Source organism: Desulfurivibrio dismutans (genome assembly GCF_029210385.1).
GTDB classification, from domain to species: domain Bacteria; phylum Desulfobacterota; class Desulfobulbia; order Desulfobulbales; family Desulfurivibrionaceae; genus Desulfurivibrio; species Desulfurivibrio dismutans.
The window spans coordinates 32,325-50,921 of record NZ_JARGDQ010000009.1 but is presented as its reverse complement, the minus strand read 5'-3'; the positions used below and the strand labels follow the sequence as shown (position 1 = coordinate 50,921).

Genomic DNA, 18,597 nt, shown 5'->3' with positions numbered 1-18,597 from the left:
TTTGGAGCTGATGGCGGATATTCGGCACTGGCTGGCCCTGGGGCTGATCGTGGCGGCCATGCCTTTTTTTCTGGCCGGCACCGTGGGCCTGCTCAGGTTTCCCGACACCCTTACCCGCATTCACGCGGTGACCAAAGCGGATAACGTCGGCCTGGGGCTGCTGGTGACGGGGCTGATCCTGCGCAACTGGAGCCCGGCGGCCGGGGCCGAGTTGCTGTTGATCTGGGTGCTGGTGCTGTCCGCCGGCGCCACCGCCGGTCACCTGGTGGGCGCCACCGCCAGGCGCGACCAGGGCCGGCCGGCGGCAACGGAAAATAAACCATGAATCTGCTGACCTGGGGGCTGGATATTACCCTGGCCGTCACTCTGCTGGGCCTGGCCTGGGCGGTGCTGTTCAGCCGGGATAAGTTTCGGGCCGTGGTGCTGTTCATCGCCCTGGGACTGGTCATGGCCCTGGCCTGGGTACGCCTGGACGCTCTGGAGGTGGGCCTGGCCGAAGCGGCCATCGGGGCCGGGATCAGCGGAGCGCTGCTCCTCTCCTACCTCGGTCTTCTTAAACGTCCAGCAGCGCCAGATCCTGCGGCAAGCGGTCCCTGGTGGGCGGTTTTTACCTGTGGGCTGGGGGCCCTGGTGTTATTGGGGGTGGGAGGATGGTTGTTGTGGTCTTATCCCGCCTCGCGGCTGGGGCCGGCGGCGGTTACCAGCGAGGCCATGCCGTTGAGCGGAGTGAGCAACCAGGTGACCGCCGTGCTGCTCAACTTTCGCAGCTTTGACACCCTGCTGGAACTGGCGGTGCTGCTGCTGGCGGTGATCGGGATCTGGTCCCTGGGCCGGGCGGCCCGCCCACCGGCGGGGATGGCGGTCAACCCCATTCTATTGACCATGATCCGGGGGATTCTGCCCTTTGCCATCCTGGTGGCCGGCTACCTGGTCTGGCTGGGGGAACACGCACCGGGCGGCGCCTTTCAGGGCGGGGCAGTACTGGGGGCCGCCGGCATTCTGCTGGCCCTGGCCGGTCGGCCCCTGCCGAGTTTCTGTCCCCGGCCCTTGCTGCGGGCCACCCTGGTGGGCGGCTCCCTGATCTTTCTCGGGCTGGCCGCCGTGCCATTAGCCATGGGCAAACTCTTTTTCCAGTATCCTGCGGAGCAGGCCGGGGCCTTTATTCTGGCCATTGAGGCGACGGCGGCCATTTCCATCGGCCTGGCTCTATGTTTGCTGCCCGACGCCGGCGCCCCCACAACCAAACAGCCGCACCGCACCTTGTCGGCGGCTAGCGCCGACTGGCCAAGCTCTGGTAACCTTGGCCGCCAAATACCGTCGCGAAAGCAAGAGGTACTGGCACGCTTTATCCCGCGCGGGCGATCAGCCAGGCTTGCGTACAGGGGGTACTCGGCGCCTGGCGGCTTACCCGAATCTGCGGCACGGCTGTTCGGTCGCGAGCCTTTAAATCAGCAGGCTGTTGTCCCTCCTGATGAACAGTTACACGCCCCCGAACGCCGCTTGCCGGCGGCGGAGGAACAGCGATGAGTGCCGCTCTGCTTTATGGGATCACCGGGCTGATGCTGTTTCTGCTGGGTCTGGTGGCACTTTTTACCCGCCAGGAACTGCTGCACCGGATTCTGGCCGTTAATATCTGCGGCAGCGGCATCTTTCTGTTGATGATCAGTGTCGCTTACAACCCCGACGGCGACCCCGACCCGGTTCTTCACGCCCTGGTGCTGACCGGGATCGTAATCACCGTCAGCATCACCGGTTTCGCCCTGGCCCTGGCCGCTCGGGCAAAGGAAGAAGAACACCGCCGGGACCGGGACGCTGACCGGGGAGAGCCGGGAAAATGAGTCCCTTGCCGCCGCCCTGGCCGATCCTGCTGATCGCCTTGCCGCTGGCCGCGGCCATCCTGGCCTTTGCCGCCCCCCGCTGGAACCGTTTCTGCGGCCTGGTCACCATGGCCGGAACGGCGACGCTGCTGGCCTTGCTGACCGGCGACCTGGGCAAACAGGAACAACTGCTTTACCCCCTGGGCGGCTGGGCGGCGGAAGTGGGCATCGGCCTGGCCGCCGACGGGTTGAGCCTCTGGCTGCTCTGGTTGACCGCCCTGATCAATATCGCCGTCGGCCTGTACAGCCCCGGTTATTTCCAATCGCCGGCCCATGACCGTCGGCTGACCTACTTTTATCCGCTCTGGCTGGTGCTCTGGGCCTCCCTCAACGGTCTGTTGCTCAGCGCCGACCTGTTCAATATTTACGTCGGCCTGGAACTGCTGGGGCTGGCGGCGGTCTGCCTGGTGAGCCTGTCCGGTACAGCCGCCGCCCGGCAGGCCGCCCTGCGTTACCTGCTGCTGAATATCTTTGGTTCCTTCTGTTTCCTGCTGGGGGTGATACTGATCTACCGCCAGACTGGCTCATTAAACCTGGCCCTGTTCACCGAACTTACCACCCCCGATCCGCTGGTCCGCCTGGCTCTGGCCGGCATGACCCTGGGACTGATCATAAAATCGGCCCTGTTCCCTCTCCACTTCTGGCTGCCGCCGGCCCACGCCAACGCCCCGGCGCCGGCCAGCGCCCTGCTCTCCGCCCTGGTGGTCAAGGCCTCTCTTTACCTGCTGCTCAAGCTCTGGCTGCCGCTGTGGCAACACGCCGACCTGGAACTTTTCGCCGCCTTTCAACTGCTGGGCGGCCTGGGGGCGGCGGCGGTGTTCTGGGGCTCCCTGCAGGCCCTGCGCAGCCAGGCCTTAAAAGAGTTAATCGCCTACTCCACCGTGGCCCAGATGGGCTACCTCTTTCTGGCCTTCCCCCTGCTGCTGGGCCCCAACCCCCAGGCCGCCCTCTACGGCCTGCTCTTTATCCTGGCCGGTCACGCCCTGGCCAAAACCGCCTTATTCCTGGCCGCCGGCACCGTCCAGCAGTATATTGTCCCCACCCCTCGCCTGGCCCCTGGGGAGTGCCCTTCCAAAGCCAAGGGCCAACAGCAACCAACCGCCCCCCCGAGCAACAGCCGAACCGGCGATCCGCAAGCCGCTCCGCAAAACCCCGGCAACCAAGACCGCCCCCTGCTGGTCAGCGATCTCCGGGCCTTGAGCCAAGGCTTACCGCTGACCGCCATCACCATATCCCTGGCCGCCGTGATCCTGATGGGACTACCGCCCAGCTCCGGCTTCATCGGCAAGTGGTACCTGCTGCTGGCCACCATGGAGGCCGGCCAGTGGTGGTGGACCCTGGCCATCATCGGCGGCAGCCTGCTAAGCGTCGCCTATCTGCTGCGCCCCGTCACCGCCACCTTCTCCCGGCCGGCCCGGCACCGGCAAACAGCCAAGGTCACCGGCCAACCGGTCGCCGTTTTCGCCGCGCCGCTTTTTATGCAGTGGCCCCCTCTGCTGCTGGCCCTGGCCGGCATCCTGCTGGGCCTGTTCCCCTGGCTCACCCTGGAAATTGCCGGCGGCGGTCTGCCCGCCGGCTGGCTGCCGCCGGCCGGGACTCTTGCGGGAGGAGGGCCATGAGCAACATCAACGCCTGGCTGCCGCTGGCCATTTTGTTCAGCTCTTTTTGCGTCGGCATCATCATCTTCTTCCTTAAAGAAGAGAGCATCGCCCTGCGCACCACCCTCAACCTGGGTGCCGCCCTGGTCAAACTGGTGCTGATCGGCATTCTGGTGCGCGGCCTTTTTGCCGGCATCGAGTACCAGGCGGTGATGCCCCTGCTGCCCGGGATTACCCTGGTGCTGCGAGCCGACTCCCTGGCGGTTTTTTTCGCCACCCTGTCGGCGGTGCTCTGGCTGCTGACCACCATTTACGCCGTGGGATACCTGGAAAACTCCCCCAACCGCAGCCGCTTTTTCGGCTTCTTCAGCTTATGTGTAAGCGCCACGGTGGGAGTCTCGTTGGCCGGCGACCTGTTCACCTTCCTGCTCTTTTACGAAATGCTGACCCTGGCCACCTACCCCCTGGTGGTCCACCGCGGCACCCCCGAGGCCCTGCAGGCCGGCAAGGTCTATCTTTATTACACGGTGGGCGGCGGCGCCGTGCTGCTGCTGGGCACCGCCTGGCTCTGGAGCTGGGGTGGCGACCTGAGCTTCGGCAACGGGGTCATAGCCGCCAGCGCCGGTGAGGGTGACCGCCTGCCGCTGCAGTTGATCTTCGTACTGCTGATCGCCGGCCTGGGGGTTAAGGCGGCCCTGGTGCCCCTGTGCGGCTGGCTGCCGGTGGCCATGGCGGCGCCGGCCCCGGTCAGCGCTCTGCTGCACGCAGTGGCGGTGGTCAAAGCCGGAGCCTTCGGGATTTTCCGGGTGGTGGTGGACCTTTACGGGTTAGAATTTTGCCAGCTGCTGGGAGTGCTGCCGCTGCTGAGCGCTCTTGCCGCAATAACCATTATTTACGGCTCCATCCGGGCCTTGAATGAAAACAACATCAAAAAACGGCTGGCCTGGTCCACGGTGAGCCAGGTTTCCTATATCGGCCTGGGGGTGAGCCTGGCCGGGCCGCTGGCGGTGACCGGCGGCCTGGTCCATCTGGTGCACCAGGGGCTGATGAAGATCACCCTCTTTTTTTGCGCCGGCAACGTGGCGGAAACTTTGGGCATTCACCGCATCGACGAAATGGCCGGCCTGGGCCGGCGAATGCCCTGGACCATGGGCGCTTTCAGCATCGGTGCACTGGGCATGATCGGCCTGCCGCCCATGGCCGGTTTTTTCAGCAAGTGGTATTTGGGCTGGGGCGCCCTGGAAGCCGGTCAGCCCTGGATCCTGGCGGTGCTGGTGGTCAGCACCCTGCTTAACGCCGCCTATTTCCTGCCGGTGTTGCACCGGGTCTGGTTCCTGGAGCCGCAGTCCAGGCCGGTGCGGGAACGGCGGGCGGCCCAGGCCGGCCACCGCCGGGGCGGGCACGAGGCCAACAACATGCTGCTGGTCCCGTCGCTGATCACCGCCCTGCTGGTAGTTATCGCCGGCCTGCTGGCCGCCGCCCCCGCCAGTCCGCTGTCGTGGGCCATTTTTATCGTCAGCGGCGGCTTTCCGTAAGGCAACAAAAACCTGGCGGCTTTTAATGAACGGGGGAGGCGGCATCCCCCGGCGGTTCCGGGTGTGGACCTGCTGCGGGAAAATTTAAAAACGAAAAAACCAATCAACTGAAAGAATGAAAGGTTACCCCGAAATAATCACTATCCTGCCGCCGGGTATGGGCCTCGCCCTGGCGGTGGCCGTACCACTGCTGGCCGCAGCCCTGTTGTTCCGGCCGGCGGCTCGGGGAGTGGTGCGGCGGCTGGCGCCGCTGACCGCCCTGCCGGCCCTGATGCTGGCCCTGACCGGCAGTGAAGAGGTGTTGCCTTTATCCTGGTTGCTGCTGGGAGCGGAACTGCGCCTGGATGACACCGGCCGTTTTTTTCTGCTCTTCACCGCCTGGCTGTGGCTGATTGCCGCCTGGTTTGCCGCCGGCTATCTGGCCCGGGACCGCCGGGCCCATTACTTTCTGCTGTTCTTTCTGCTGGCCCAGGCCGGCAATTTCGGCCTGATCCTGGCCAATGACCTGATCAGCTTCAACCTCTTTTTCACCCTCATGGGCCTAGCCGCCTACGGCCTGGTGATTCACCGCCGCAACGAAGCCGACCTGCGGGCCGGCCGGGTTTACCTGACCCTGGTGGTGCTGGGCGAGGTGCTGATCTTCGTCGGCCTGCTGGGGCTGATTTTCACCACCGACGGCGCCTTAAACCTGCCAACGGCAATGGGCGAGGGACCGCCGCCGGGCAGCTTTACCTTCTTTTTTCTGCTGGGCTTCGGCGTCAAGGCCGGGATGCTGCCGGTGCACTTCTGGCTGCCGCTGGCGCACCCCGCCGCCCCGGTACCAGCCAGCGCCGTGCTTTCCGGGGCCATGATCAAGGCCGGCCTGCTGGGCTGGCTGCGCTTTCTGGCCCCTCCGGCCCCCGCCGCCACGGTCGACCCGGCCACTGCGAGCCCGACTATGCCGGAATGGGGCCTGCTGCTACTGCTGCTGGGACTGGCGGCGGCCTTTTACGGCGCCTTTATGGGCATGACCAGGCAGGAACCAAAAACCGTGCTGGCCTGGTCCAGCATCAGCCAGATGGGGCTTATCACCACCGCCCTGGGGCTGGGCTTGAGCGCCCCGGAACTTTTTCCCCGGGTTCTTGAGACCATCAAGCTTTACGCCCTGCACCACGGCCTGGCCAAAGGCGCCCTGTTTCTGGCAGTGGCCCTGGCGGCTTACCGCATCAACGGCAAACTGCTGACCTGCGGGGTCCTGCTGCCGGCCCTGGCCCTGGCCGGGGCACCCCTGACCGGCGGTTATTTCGCCAAGGACCAGTTGCTGGCCCTCGGCCAGGCATTTTTTGCCGATCCTGCCGCCGGCTCCCTGTTGTCGCCCGGCTGGTGGGAGTGGCTGCTGAAACTCAGCGGGTTTGCCACCACCCTGCTGCTGCTGCGCTTTTTGGCCCTGCTGCGGCAGCAGTGGCAGCAAAACAACCGCCCGGACAACACCGCCGCCACCACCCCCTGGTCGATGCTGCTGCCCTGGGGCCTGCTGGTGCTCTCCGGGCTGCCGTTTTGGTCTTTTTATCTGCCTGCGATTACGGTGCCGATGCCGGAGTTCACGCTACCGATGGCGCCCGGTATGCTGCCTGGCACCCTGTTGCCGCTGCTGGCGGCTCTGGCTCTGGCCTGGCTTCTCCGCCGACGCTGGCCGGCCAGGCTGGTCTCCGAGCCCCAGGAACCCCGCACCGTAAAACGGCTGGCCGCCGCCTGGCACGCCGGCGCCGGCTGGACCGGGCGCACCGTCAAGACTCTGGACCAACTGCTCCAGCGACTGTGGCAAACTCTGGCCACCGTCTGGCAACAACCGGCCCGCCAACTGGAGAAGCAAGTGGCCCTTTGGCCGATGGCCGGCTGTGCCTCGGTGCTGCTGATTTTACTGCTGTTTTATCTGCTGCTGTAACGATTAACCAAGAGATGAATCGAAAGCAGGGTATCAACCACGATACCTTCAGGAGTGGAGGAGATTCGACAGGCCAAAATTTCGACACCCCGGTGGCCACCCTGGCCAAGGCCTCGCATGGGAAGAATCACTTAACCCACTCATAAATTTGTTGCAACCGTGCATCATGTTCAATAACCTGCCGTGGTAACGATTGCAGAGCGGTTATCATTAAATTTGACCTGCATGCCAGAACACTATGGCATAAGTTTCCTGCCACAAAAACCGCCGTTTGCCCGGTTCCACGAGAACGAACATGCCCACTGAAAAACCCGCCAAGAAATCAACCCCGCGCCAAAAAGCTGTGGCCCTGCGCTATGACACCGAGCAGCAAGGCGCCCCGCAGATGGTGGCCAAGGGCAGCGGGGCGGTGGCGGAAAAGCTGATTGCCATTGCCAAGGAACACGGTGTACCCATTCACCAGGACGCCGACCTGACGGAAATTCTTTCCCGCCTGGATCTTTACCAGGAAATCCCCCCCGAGACCTATCTGTTGGTGGCCGAAATTCTGGCCTTCATCTACCGCACCAACCAGTCCTACAGGTAGGCGCGCGGCAGCACCGCATCTTTGCGCGATCACCCCGGCTTGCGTACTGGACGTTGCAGCACCGGGGCGCTTGCTCAAACCTGCGGCACTGCCGCGCGCCTGCCTTAATTCCTCTAATTTTTAGTCATCCTCCGACTACCCCCTGGCACGGCTGTTGCATGGTGCTTGAGTAAGGATTGTTTTGTTTTTTACCAAGCTACGAGGTAACGCCATGTACATCCATAATCGCCTGGGCATGATTGAAGGGGTTGAGACCATGCTGGCCCAGGAGCGTCGCCTGGATCAGGTGGCCAACAACCTGGCCAACGTCGATACCGCCGGCTACAAGAAGGATTCTGTGACTTTCTGGGAGATGCTTTACCAGGCCAACGCCGAGCGGCAACGGGTGGGTAAAGCCCTTAACGTGCTCACCGACCATCAGCAGGGGCATGTCGATCCCACCGGCAACCCGCTGGATCTGGCCATCCATGGCGAGGGCTTTTTTCGCATCCAAACCGACCAAGGGATCCGTTACAGCCGAGCCGGCAGCTTCGAGCTGGACCCCATGGGCCAATTACGCACCCCGGAAGGCGGTTTGGTACTGGGCGACGGCGGCCCCATCGTGGTTGACGGTGAAAATTTCGCCGTGGAGCGGGACGGCCGGGTCCTGGTGGACGGGGTGCTGGTCAACCAGTTGGAGGTGGTCGGCGTCAATGATTTGACTCAACTGATCAAGGAAGGCCGCAACCTCTTCCGGCTGGCGCCGGAGGGCGAAGAGGTGCCCCTGGAGGCCATGAATTTTCAGGTCCGGCAGGGTTTTCTGGAAAAATCCAACGTCAACTCCATGGAGGAGATGACCATCATGATCGACCTGCAGCGCAACTACGAGGCACAGCAGAAGATGATCCAGGCGGTGGACGACATGGACGACCAGGCGATCAGCCGAGTCGGCCGCTTCAACCGATAATTTATCACTCTCCGGCTCGCCGCCGGCAAAAATTTTGCTGAACCATTAAGGAGGAACCACCATGATCCGCGCACTTTATTCCGGCACCACCGGCATGCGGGGCCAGCAGCTGCAACTGGATACCATTTCCAACAACCTGGCCAACGTCAATACCGCCGGCTTTAAGAAAAGCCGGGTCCAGTTCGAAGACCTTTACTACCAGGAAATGCGGGCGGTGGGGGTGGAAACGGTGGACGGCGGCCAAGTGCCCTCGGGCATCCAGGTGGGCCTGGGGGTAATCGCCACCTCCACCCAGAAGCAGTTTACCCAGGGCAGTATTCATGAAACCGGCAACGATCTCGATCTGGCCATCGAGGGCCGGGGGTTTTTCCAGGTAATCCGCGACGGCGAAGAGTTTTATACCCGCTCGGGCAACTTCACCCGGGACGCCGACGGTTTCATCGTCACCCAGAACGGCGACCGGCTGCAGCCGGAGTTCGCCATTCCGGCCGACACCGTAATCCTGAGCGTCGGCGCCGACGGCCTGATCCAGGCCAAAAACGCCGCTCAGGAGATCATCGCCGAAGGGCAACTCACCCTGCACAACTTCATCAATCCCGGCGGCCTGCGGGCCGAGGGCGGCAATCTTTTCCGCCCCACCGAGGCCTCCGGCGACCCCATTGAGTCCGACCCCGGAACCGACGGGGCCGGGGTGATCCTGCAGAATTTCATTGAGGTGTCCAACGTCGATGTTACCGAGGAACTGGTCAACCTGATTATTACCCAGCGGGCCTTTGAGATGAACTCCAAGTCGGTGCAGACCGCCGATCAGTTGCTGGAAGTGGCCAACACCCTGAAACGTTAATGTAAACGTCCAGCAGCACCGCAGGTTGCGGCGATCGAACCGGCTCACGTACTGATGTACGCTTCGCCGGCTCGCTTGCCGCAACCTGCGGCACTGCTGAACGTTTACTCGACCGCGAACCAGTATATGAGACTTGAGAAAAAGAGGAGACAAACCATGACCACCGGCCGTCGCCTGATCATCACCCCCCTGCTGCTGCTGCTAATCCTGTCCGCCATCCCGGCCCAGGCCCGGAGCGGCGGCAACACCATCACTCTGGGGGAGGCCGAACTGCAGGAAATTTTTGCCACCATCATCACCAGGGAGAGCATCTGGCCCCGAAACGAGCTGGAGATAAGCGGTTTTTCCTCGTTTCCCGAAAGCGTCACCATCCCCGCCGGCCTGCTCGATTACCAGTTGGACAGCGACCCCGACCCCGGCCGCCTGGGGCGGCAAAGCCTGCAGGTTACCTTGCTGGTCAACGGCCGGGCCGAGGCCCGGCTGCGGCTCAATGCCAATCTGCAGCGGATGGGCAAGGTGGTCATGACCACCCGCCGGATCAACCGGGGGGAGGTGATCAGCCCCGATGACCTGACCGTGCACCGGCGCGATATCAGCATGCTGGACGGCAGCATCATCGACGATCCCAGGCAGGCGGCGGGCAAGCAACTGCGCACCACCCTGCAGGCGGGTGCCATCGTCTACCAGAACCTGCTGGAAAAGCCACCCCTGGTACGCCGGGGCGACCGGGTCACCATTCGCGCGACCACCGGCCGGGTGCAGGTCAACGCCCCGGGCGAAGTACGGGAAATCGGCGCCGAAGGCGATCTGATCCGGGTCCGTAACCTGATGAGCCGCCGGGAAATCATGGCCCGGGTGGTCAACGGCGGCCTGGTTGAAACCGAATTGTGACCACTTCGCAAAAACCCGCCAAACGGCTTGGTCGATAATGCGAAAACAAGCAGTTGCCAAGCGTGCCCCGTCGGCGTCGCTGCTTTTTGCGGCGCCGACAATTGTAGCCTTGTAAAGGAGAAAAGCTATGCGTACCTACCTTTTATTGCTTGCCCTGCTGCCCCTGTGGCTGACCGGCTGCGCGACCCTCGGCAGTGGCGGCAGCGGCGACAGCGACAGCGGCCATGCCGAAGTCCCGCCCTCCCAGCGTCTTCCGGAGCGATTTGCCCTGCCGGAACCCGGCAGCCCGCCGGAAACCCCGCCGGAAGGCACCATTTACAACGGTAATCGGGGACTCGACCTCTATCGCGATAACCGGGCCCGGGAAGTGGGCGATATTTTACTGGTGCGGGTGGTGGAAACCTCCAGTGGCCGAAAAAACGCCACCACCATCACCGAACGGGACGCCGGCATCAACGCCGGTATCACCTCCTTTTTCGGGCTGGACAATTTCGTCGGCGAGCGCAGTTCCGTCAATGCCGGCATTACCACCGACTTTGAGGGGACCGGCCGGACCAGTCGCGACAGCGACGTCACCGCCACCATCTCCGCCCGGGTGGTGGACAAAACCATGGAGGGCAACCTGGTGATCCGCGGCTACCAGGAGGTAAGGGTCAACAACGAGACCCAGTTCATCATCCTCTCGGGGCTGGTGCGCCCCGATGACATCAACACCAACAACGCCGTCAATTCCGACCGGATCGCCGACGCCCGCATCGAATACAGCGGCAAAGGCTTGCTGGCCGACAAGCAGCGGCCCGGCTGGCTCTCCAGAGCGGTGGAAGCCATCTGGCCCTTCTAGGAAAACGTACGGCAGCACCGCATCTTGCGGCGATCGGCCCGGCTTGCGTACTGGAGTACGCGGCGCCGGACCGCTTGCCGCAACCTGCGGCACTGCCGTACGTTTTCCGGGTGGCTGGACGACTTTTGGGGTTTGGGATGGCCGCTGGCGGGAGCTTTTGCTGGCGGCAAAAGTTGCCCCCTACCTGTTGGCATGAATAGTGCATTGCAATTCGGCAAAGGCTTTTGGCTTCCGTCGGCGCGGCCGGCAGAAGTGCAAAATAACTTTTCTATCGAGGGAAACGATGAACGCAGCAACGATTAGACATTCCCGCAGGCCAGCTCCCGCCGCTCGGCCTAAGCTTTTGCCGGTCGTGACCGGGCTGACTTTGGGGCTGATCTGCCTGGTTTTCTTGGTTGCCGAAGCCGCCGCTTCGGTGCGGCTCAAGGATCTGGCCTCAATCCAGGGAGTCCGGCACAACCAGCTGGTGGGCTACGGCATCGTGGTGGGCCTGGATGGCTCCGGCGACGGCCGTAACGCCGCATTTACCATCAGCGGCCTGGCCAACGCCCTGCGCAACATGGGCATCAATATCAACCCCGACGATATTCAGGTTCGCAACGTGGCGGCGGTGATGGTCACCGCCAAGCTGCCGCCCTTTGCCAAATCCGGCCAGCATATTGACGTTACCGTCTCTTCGGTGGGCGACGCCTCCTCGTTGCGGGGTGGCACCCTGCTGGTCACGCCCCTCAAGGGGCTGGACAACCAGGTTTACGCCATCGCCCAGGGGCCTTTAAGCATCGGCGGTTTCGAGCTCCAGGGGCCGGCGGCGCCGGGCCGGCAGCAGAACCATCAAACGGTGGCCCGGATTCCCGGCGGGGCCTCGGTGGAGCGGGAAGTGCCGGTGACCTTCGCCCAGCGCGAAGAAATCGTGATCAGCCTGAATTCCCCCGATTTTACCACCGTCCAACGCATGACCCAGGCCATCAACAATCATCTGGGCAACGGCGCCGCCCGGTCCCGGGACGGGGCCACGGTGGTGGTCAGGGTGCCGGAGCAATATCGCCACAATGAAATAGCCCTGCTGGCCGAAGTCGAAAATCTGCAGATCGTTCCCGACAACCGGGCCCGGGTAGTGCTGGATGAACGCACCGGCACGGTGGTAATGGGCGAAAACGTCCGCATCCGGGAGTTGGCCGTGGCCCATGGCGACCTCAACCTGCAGGTGGCCCCCGCCCTGGATCCCGACGAGTTGATGATGCCGGACGCCGCCCCCCCCCGGGCCGCCGAAGGCGATCAATTGGTGCGGCTGGATCCGGGCGCCACCCTGGGCGAAGTGGTTCAGGCCCTGAACGCGGTAGGGGCCGCCCCCCGCGACCTGATCGCCATCTTTCAATCCATCAAGGCCTCCGGCGCCCTTAACGCCGAACTGGAAATCATCTAAAACGCCAACCCGCAACGGGAGGAAAACATGGACATCAACAGCCTGACCGGTGGAACATTCAAGCATCAGGCCCCGGTTGCCGATAAGAAGGAAAATTCCCAGTTGCGCCAGGCCTGCGCCGATTTCGAGGCCATTATTCTGCAGAAATTCCTGAGCATGTCCCGCCAGGCCGGCCCGCAGAGCGACCTGCTGGACGGGGGCCACGCCGAAGAGATGTACCGCTCCCTCTACGACCAGGAAATGGCCCAGCACTTGGCCGCCGGCAAGGGGATGGGGTTTGGCGAGATGCTTTACCGACAGATCAACCAGCAGCATTACAGCAGAGGATAAGACCATGCGGCAAAAAATACCCGCCAATATTTTTGACCTGCTGGCGCAGGAATTCACCCTCTCCCGTGAACTGCTGGCCCTGCTCGACCAGGAACAGCAGGCGCTGGTGGCCATGGACATGCGGGGGCTGGTCAATCTGAGCCGTGGCAAGACCCGGCAGATCGCCACCCTGAAGGAGGTGGATGAACAGTTGCGGCTGGCGGTGGAAGAGTTCACCGGCCAACCTTCGGAAAACGCGGTACGGCTCTCGGACCTGGCCGCCATGGCCACCGGCGAAGAAAAAAAGCGGCTGGAAACCCAGCGCCGTGAGCTGGTGGCTCTGCGTCAGGAGATCGCCGCCAAAAGCGTCATCAACTACAACTTTGTCGAAGACACCAAGCGTCATTTACATGACGCCATCGGCATGATCACCAGCACCGTCGGCGAACAACACCAGAGTTACGGCAAACCGGGACAGTACAGCCGGCCGGGGGCAGCCCGCCCCAGCATGATCAGCCGCGAGGTATAAACCATGGCCGGGTTATCCCATGTCTTAAATACCGCCAAACTGGCTCTGCTGACCCACCAGCGATCGATCCAGGTCACCGGCCACAACGTGGCCAATGTGGACACCCCGGGGTACTCCCGACAGACCCACAGCATCAAGCCCAACCAGGCGGTGCAGGCCGGCAACGCCATGCTGGGCGGCGGGGTCCTGGCGGACACCATTGCCCGCAACTACGACCAGTTCATGGTGGAACGAATCACCCGCCAGTCCTCCCTGATGGGCAACCTGCAGGCCCAGCAACAGTCCCTGCGGGTGGTGGAGCCGATCTTCAACGAGGCCCGGGGACTGGCCATGAATGATCTGCTCAACCAGTTCTGGGACTCCTGGCAGGAGCTCAGCGATAACCCGGAAAGCCTGGCGGCGCGACAGAATGTACTGCAGAACGGCCATTTGCTGTCGGATCATTTTAAAACCATGAACAACGAGATCATCCGGGCCCGCTCGGATATCGGCACCAACATCAGCACCGCCGTCGGCGATGTCAATTCCCTGACCTCGCAGATCGCCACCCTCAACACCCGGATCACCAGCTCCGAGGTGGGCAATGCGCAAGCCAACGACCTGCGGGACCAGCGCGACAACCTGGTCAAGGAACTGGCCGAGCTGGTGGATATCAGCCATTTTGCCGGCAAAAACGGCACCTACACAGTTTTGCTAGCCAACGGTCATCCCATGGTGGAAGGCGACGAGGCCTGGCAGGTGGACTGGGTTGACAACCAGCTCAACTGGGTCAGCACCGACGGCGCCGGCAAAACCGTCTCCCGCCCCCTGACCGGTGCTCAACTGGGCGGCAAGATGGGCGGCTGGCTTGAAATTCATGGCGAACTGGCGCCGGGGGATCCCAACAACTACGCCGGCCGGCTGGATTCCCTGGCCAACTCCCTGGTCCGTGAACTCAACCAGGTCCACAGCACCGGCACCGGCACGGTAAAATTTGCCGACCAGCTGGTGGGCGGCGACATCGGTCGACCCACCTCGGTAACCACCGGCAAAGTGACCACCGGCACCGCCAACCGTAGCATTCCCGGCGGCTCAATCCAGGTCAACGGCCTGGACATCGGCGCCATCAACGGCGGCTTCCCGGTACATGGCCTGGGCACCACCAAGGCGGCCAGCACGGTGGAGGCCATCAACAAGGCCGATACCGGCGTCACCGCCCGGCTGACCACCCAGGTTAACGGGGTGGCCATTACCGAAGCTGACCTGAACAGCATCAGCGCTGGCGACGCTTTCAGCTTTACGGTCAACGGCGAGGAGATCGTCGTTGAGTTTACCGACACTGATGGCTTTAACGACGACACCGCAGATATTGTTTTTAGCGTCAATGGCCAAGAGATCACCATCACAGACCTGGATGATCCCGATAGCGACAGTGCTCGTGCAATTTTCCTGGATAAGCTGACCGAAGAAATCAGCGGCGTCCTCGAAGATCACAACATCGAGGCGGCAGTGGGTGACGGCAGCAACGGCGCCGCCGCCAATGCCCTGATCTTTCGCAACACCAACGCCGGCGATGAATCATCCATCACCATTGATAACTTGCACGACAACTTCGCCGATCCCGGGCTCAGCGCCTCCATCCTGGGCCTGGATGCCCTTGCCGGAGAGACCATAGTCGCCGACGCCGATCACAATACCGGCCAGGTCACCCTCTTTGCCGATCAACGCTACACCATTCAGGCCGGGGTGGACGATACCATCCTGGCCCAGTTGGGGCTGCACGACAAAAGCGATGACGGCATCACCGGTAACGGCCGGATCACGATAACCCCCGACCCCATGGAGGATAAAGTCCTGCTGACCGGCTTCAAATACGGTGATGAACTGAACACCGAAGACGGCAGTTTTGAAATCTGGCTCTATGATGCCGACGGCTCCCTGGCCCTGCCCGAACCGGTCACCGTTTCCCTGGAGCGGGCCTATTCCGCCCAAGATGCCGCCCAGGCCATCAACCAGGCCATTATCGAGGCCGGGGGCACCAGCGACGGCGAGAACCCCTGGGTCCGGGCCGCATTCGATCGCCAAAGCGGCCGTTTTCAGTTAACCCCCACCGCCGGCCACCAGTTCGCCCTTGGTGAGGATTCCACCAACTTCCTGCAGGTGGCCGGGCTCAACACCTTTTTCACCGGCCACAGCGCCGGCACCATCGGGATCAACCAGACCATCGTCGACAATCTCGACCACCTGGCCGCCGGCAAGGTGGGTGAAAACGGTGAAATCTTCCCCGGCGACAACCTTAACGCCCTGGCCCTCAGCAACCTCCAGCACAAGGACGACATTTATTTCCTGGGCGGCAAGGTCAACTCGCTCAACGGTTTTTATAATTCCCTGGTGGGAGATATCGGCAACAAAGGGCGGACCATCGACCGCAACGTGGAGTTCAACACCCTGGTGCTCAACCAGATGAACGAGATGCGGGACACCGTTTCCGGGGTCTCCCTGGACGAGGAGATGGCCAACTTGATCAAGTTCCAGCATGCCTACACGGCGGCGGCCAGGTTGATTTCCACCTCCGATGAAATGCTGGTCACCCTGCTGGATACCGTAAGATAGGAGACAAGGCCATGCGGGTTACAATGCAGTCCATATACGCCAATGTATTGACCAATCTGAACAAGGTCAACGGCGACATGAACCGGATCAATCAGCAGATCTCCTCGGGCAAGCAGATGTCCAAGATCTCGGACAATCCGGTGAACCTGGTCAACGCCCTGGGACTGCGCACCAACCTGGCGGAGATCGGCCAGTACCAGAAGAATATCCAGTACGGCAACACGGTGATCAGCGCCTCGGAAAACGCCCTGACCGAAACCAAGGACCTGGTGATGCGGGCCAAAACCCTGGCCATCCAAATGGCCAACGCCCCCATGACCGCCGAAAACCGCGAAAACGCCGCGATGGAGGTAAAAAACCTCTGGGAGCAGGCCATCATCCTGGGCAACTCGGCGGTCAACGGCAAGCACATCTTCGGCGGCTTCCGCACCATCGGCTACACCCAGGCCGAACCCACCCCCTTCGTCAAAGGCGCCATGGACGGCTATTTCGTTAATGGCGCCAACCCCGCTCCGCAAGGGATCAGCGGATCACTGACGGGGGGTAATGTGCTGAACACGGCCGATCTGGCGGAAAACGACCTGTTAATCAACGGGGTTGATGTTGGCATGGTAGATCTTACCACCACCCTGACGGAAGGTTTAAATATGGCGGGGAGCGCCAATTTACAGGCCGCCATCAATACCGTGACGGATGAAACCGGGGTCCGCGCCAACCTGACCACCTTGACTGCCGGTGCTGCAGCCACTGCGGAAGGCAGCAATGACGGCGAAACCATGCTTCAGTCCATTAACGGGGCCACCTTCGCCGTTACCGTTCCCGATGGTGCCACGGCGGCAGAAGTTGCCGAACTCACCGCGGCAGCAATCAACGGCATCTCGGAACTAACCGGGGTTGGCGCCAGGGTCGGAGATGGCACTAACGGGGGCGAGGAAAACGCGGTGGTGCTGTACAACCTCGGCCCCGGCAATGAATCGGACATCGAGGTCGGCACACTTACCAGCACCACCGCCGATACCGGCCTGACCGCCGGCACCTACACCATCAACGACGGCAACACCGGCGCCATTTCCCTGCGCAGTGCCGAAGCCTTTACCATCACCACCAGCGGGGCCGAGAACGACCCGCCCGACGACGACATTCTTGCTCTGATCGGCCTTGGCGGTGGCGACCGCGGGTTTGCCGATCTGGCCGGTGACGGGGTGCTGCGTTACGGCCCGGCCCTGCAGGAAGGCGACCTGCTGATCAACGGCAAGCCGGTAATCACCACCGCCGATGAGCATTCCACCATCTACGCCGACGCCTCCGCCGCCGCCAAGGCCACCGCCATCAATGAAGGCAATTACGGGGTGACGGCGGAAATCACCCCCGCCTCATTTACCGCCGGCACCGCAGTGACCAGCGGCCATCCCGACCCTACCGCCATGGGTGAAAACGATCTGGTCATCAACGGAGTCGGCATTTTTGACGAACCTACCGCCATCACGGACCGGGACGCCGATAATGTCCTGGTCCGGGCCATCAACGCCAAGTCGGAAGACACCGGGGTCACCGCCGGCCGCGACCAGCAGGGCAGGCTGATCCTTACTGCGGTGGACGGCCGCAACGTCCATATCGAAACCTCGGCCCAAGGCGAATATGCCACCGGCCTGGCCAATGATCAGGTCCATTTCGGTTCGGTGCGCCTGTGGTCCGACCAGCCTTTCCGGCTGGAAAGCGGGCAGTTGGGAGAAGACGAGGAGACCATCAGTTCCGGTTTCGAGGCCCTGGGCCTGACCGGAGAGCCCACCGGCAAAGACGATCGCCTGGAAGGCGGGGTCATGCAGGTTCGGACCATCCACCGGGACAACGACCATGTCCGCTATGCCGGCGACCGCAACAACGACATCGCCATCAAGGTGGGCCAGCACAGCACCATCGAGATCAGCAAGAACGGTTTTGACGCCGTTTACGAAACCGGGGTTTTCAGTGTCCTGAAGGATCTTGAACAGTTTCTCAAGGGCGAAGGGTTCCACACCGCCACCAGCGCCGCCCAGGCCGGTGACATCAATGTCACCTTGGGAGGCGGTGAAACCGGGCTGGAACTGGAAGACCGCATCCAGTCCGGCACCTTCAAGGTGGCGGTAACCGATCACCACCAGGTGCCGCCGATGGAGCGAGTGACGGTGATCCAGGTTGACCCGGAAAACGACACCCTGGAGGATATCGCCCAACGGCTCAACGGCATCCCGGGCCTCAACGCCAAGTGGGATGACAGCGGCTACCTGCAACTCAACAGCAGCGATGAGCGTTACAGTTTTGACCTCAGGGAAGACACCAGCAGCCTGCTCAACGCCACCGGCCTGGAGTTCGACAATCTGCAGGTCAGCGGCCTGAACAAATCCATCGCCGACCTGGAAGACCTGCTCAACGAGCTGACCAACCAGATCGCCGATTTCGGCGCCCGGGCCAACCGCATGGATGTCCAGAGCAATATTTACATGAACCTGCAACTGGCCACGGCGGAAAATCTTTCCGAACTGGAGGACACCGATCTTATTGAGGCCATCATGGAGCTAAAAGCCAAGGAAGTAGCATACGAAGCGGCCCTCAGCGCGGCCTCCAGGACTATGCAGTTGAGCCTGGTGAACTTCTTGTAAGGTGTAGCGTTCACCAGGGCTGCTAACTTACCGGTTTAACTAAAGCAACCGGCGGCCAGGAAG

The 18,597-nt window shown here is 62.5% G+C and carries 16 protein-coding genes; all 16 read left to right on the top strand.

Annotated features, from left to right (window positions below):
* Positions 1-10: 10 nt before the first annotated feature.
* Entirely contained in the window at positions 11-325 is a 315-nt protein-coding gene (locus P0N66_RS10710) for a cation:proton antiporter (protein WP_275805193.1), read from the top strand.
* Entirely contained in the window at positions 322-1,527 is a 1,206-nt protein-coding gene (gene mbhE / locus P0N66_RS10705; RefSeq protein WP_275805191.1) for a hydrogen gas-evolving membrane-bound hydrogenase subunit E, read from the top strand. The genes P0N66_RS10710 and mbhE overlap by 4 nt, the downstream gene beginning before the upstream one ends.
* Entirely contained in the window at positions 1,524-1,838 is a 315-nt protein-coding gene (locus P0N66_RS10700) for a cation:proton antiporter subunit C (protein ID WP_275805189.1), read from the top strand. Before mbhE ends, P0N66_RS10700 begins: the two co-directional genes overlap by 4 nt.
* Positions 1,835-3,496 carry a complex I subunit 5 family protein gene (locus P0N66_RS10695; protein ID WP_275805187.1) on the top strand — a complete coding sequence of 554 codons (1,662 nt, stop codon included), beginning with the start codon at positions 1,835-1,837 and terminating at the stop codon, positions 3,494-3,496. The genes P0N66_RS10700 and P0N66_RS10695 overlap by 4 nt, the downstream gene beginning before the upstream one ends.
* Positions 3,493-5,010, top strand: a complete 1,518-nt coding sequence (locus tag P0N66_RS10690) for a complex I subunit 5 family protein (protein ID WP_275805185.1) — start codon at positions 3,493-3,495, stop codon at positions 5,008-5,010. The genes P0N66_RS10695 and P0N66_RS10690 overlap by 4 nt, the downstream gene beginning before the upstream one ends.
* A gap of 115 nt (positions 5,011-5,125) precedes the next feature.
* Entirely contained in the window at positions 5,126-6,934 is a 1,809-nt protein-coding gene (locus P0N66_RS10685) for a complex I subunit 5 family protein (protein ID WP_275805183.1), read from the top strand.
* A gap of 295 nt (positions 6,935-7,229) precedes the next feature.
* Positions 7,230-7,520, top strand: a complete 291-nt coding sequence (locus tag P0N66_RS10680; protein WP_275805181.1) for an EscU/YscU/HrcU family type III secretion system export apparatus switch protein — start codon at positions 7,230-7,232, stop codon at positions 7,518-7,520.
* Between the two features lie 211 nt (positions 7,521-7,731).
* Positions 7,732-8,466 carry a flagellar basal-body rod protein FlgF gene (gene flgF / locus P0N66_RS10675; protein WP_275805179.1) on the top strand — a complete coding sequence of 245 codons (735 nt, stop codon included), beginning with the start codon at positions 7,732-7,734 and terminating at the stop codon, positions 8,464-8,466.
* A gap of 61 nt (positions 8,467-8,527) precedes the next feature.
* Positions 8,528-9,310, top strand: coding sequence for a flagellar basal-body rod protein FlgG (flgG, locus tag P0N66_RS10670; RefSeq protein ID WP_275805177.1), 783 nt, complete (start codon positions 8,528-8,530; stop codon positions 9,308-9,310).
* A gap of 156 nt (positions 9,311-9,466) precedes the next feature.
* On the top strand, positions 9,467-10,201 hold the full coding sequence (flgA, locus tag P0N66_RS10665) for a flagellar basal body P-ring formation chaperone FlgA (RefSeq protein ID WP_275805175.1): 735 nt from the start codon (positions 9,467-9,469) through the stop codon (positions 10,199-10,201).
* A gap of 127 nt (positions 10,202-10,328) precedes the next feature.
* A complete protein-coding gene (locus P0N66_RS10660; protein WP_275805173.1) occupies positions 10,329-11,042 on the top strand; it encodes a flagellar basal body L-ring protein FlgH in 714 nt (237 codons plus the stop codon).
* Between the two features lie 352 nt (positions 11,043-11,394).
* A complete protein-coding gene (locus P0N66_RS10655) occupies positions 11,395-12,465 on the top strand; it encodes a flagellar basal body P-ring protein FlgI (RefSeq protein ID WP_275805377.1) in 1,071 nt (356 codons plus the stop codon).
* Positions 12,466-12,492: 27 nt separating this feature from the next.
* Positions 12,493-12,795, top strand: coding sequence for a rod-binding protein (locus tag P0N66_RS10650; RefSeq protein WP_275805171.1), 303 nt, complete (start codon positions 12,493-12,495; stop codon positions 12,793-12,795).
* 4 nt (positions 12,796-12,799) lie between these two features.
* Positions 12,800-13,303: a flagellar protein FlgN gene (locus P0N66_RS10645; RefSeq protein ID WP_275805169.1), complete on the top strand. Its 504-nt coding sequence runs from the start codon at positions 12,800-12,802 to the stop codon at positions 13,301-13,303.
* Between the two features lie 3 nt (positions 13,304-13,306).
* The gene (gene flgK, locus P0N66_RS10640; RefSeq protein ID WP_275805167.1) at positions 13,307-15,895 is read left to right on the top strand and encodes a flagellar hook-associated protein FlgK; all 2,589 of its coding nucleotides are present in this window, start codon (positions 13,307-13,309) and stop codon (positions 15,893-15,895) included.
* An 11-nt stretch (positions 15,896-15,906) separates the two neighbouring features.
* Positions 15,907-18,534: a flagellin N-terminal helical domain-containing protein gene (locus P0N66_RS10635; RefSeq protein ID WP_275805166.1), complete on the top strand. Its 2,628-nt coding sequence runs from the start codon at positions 15,907-15,909 to the stop codon at positions 18,532-18,534.
* Positions 18,535-18,597 lie beyond the last annotated feature (63 nt).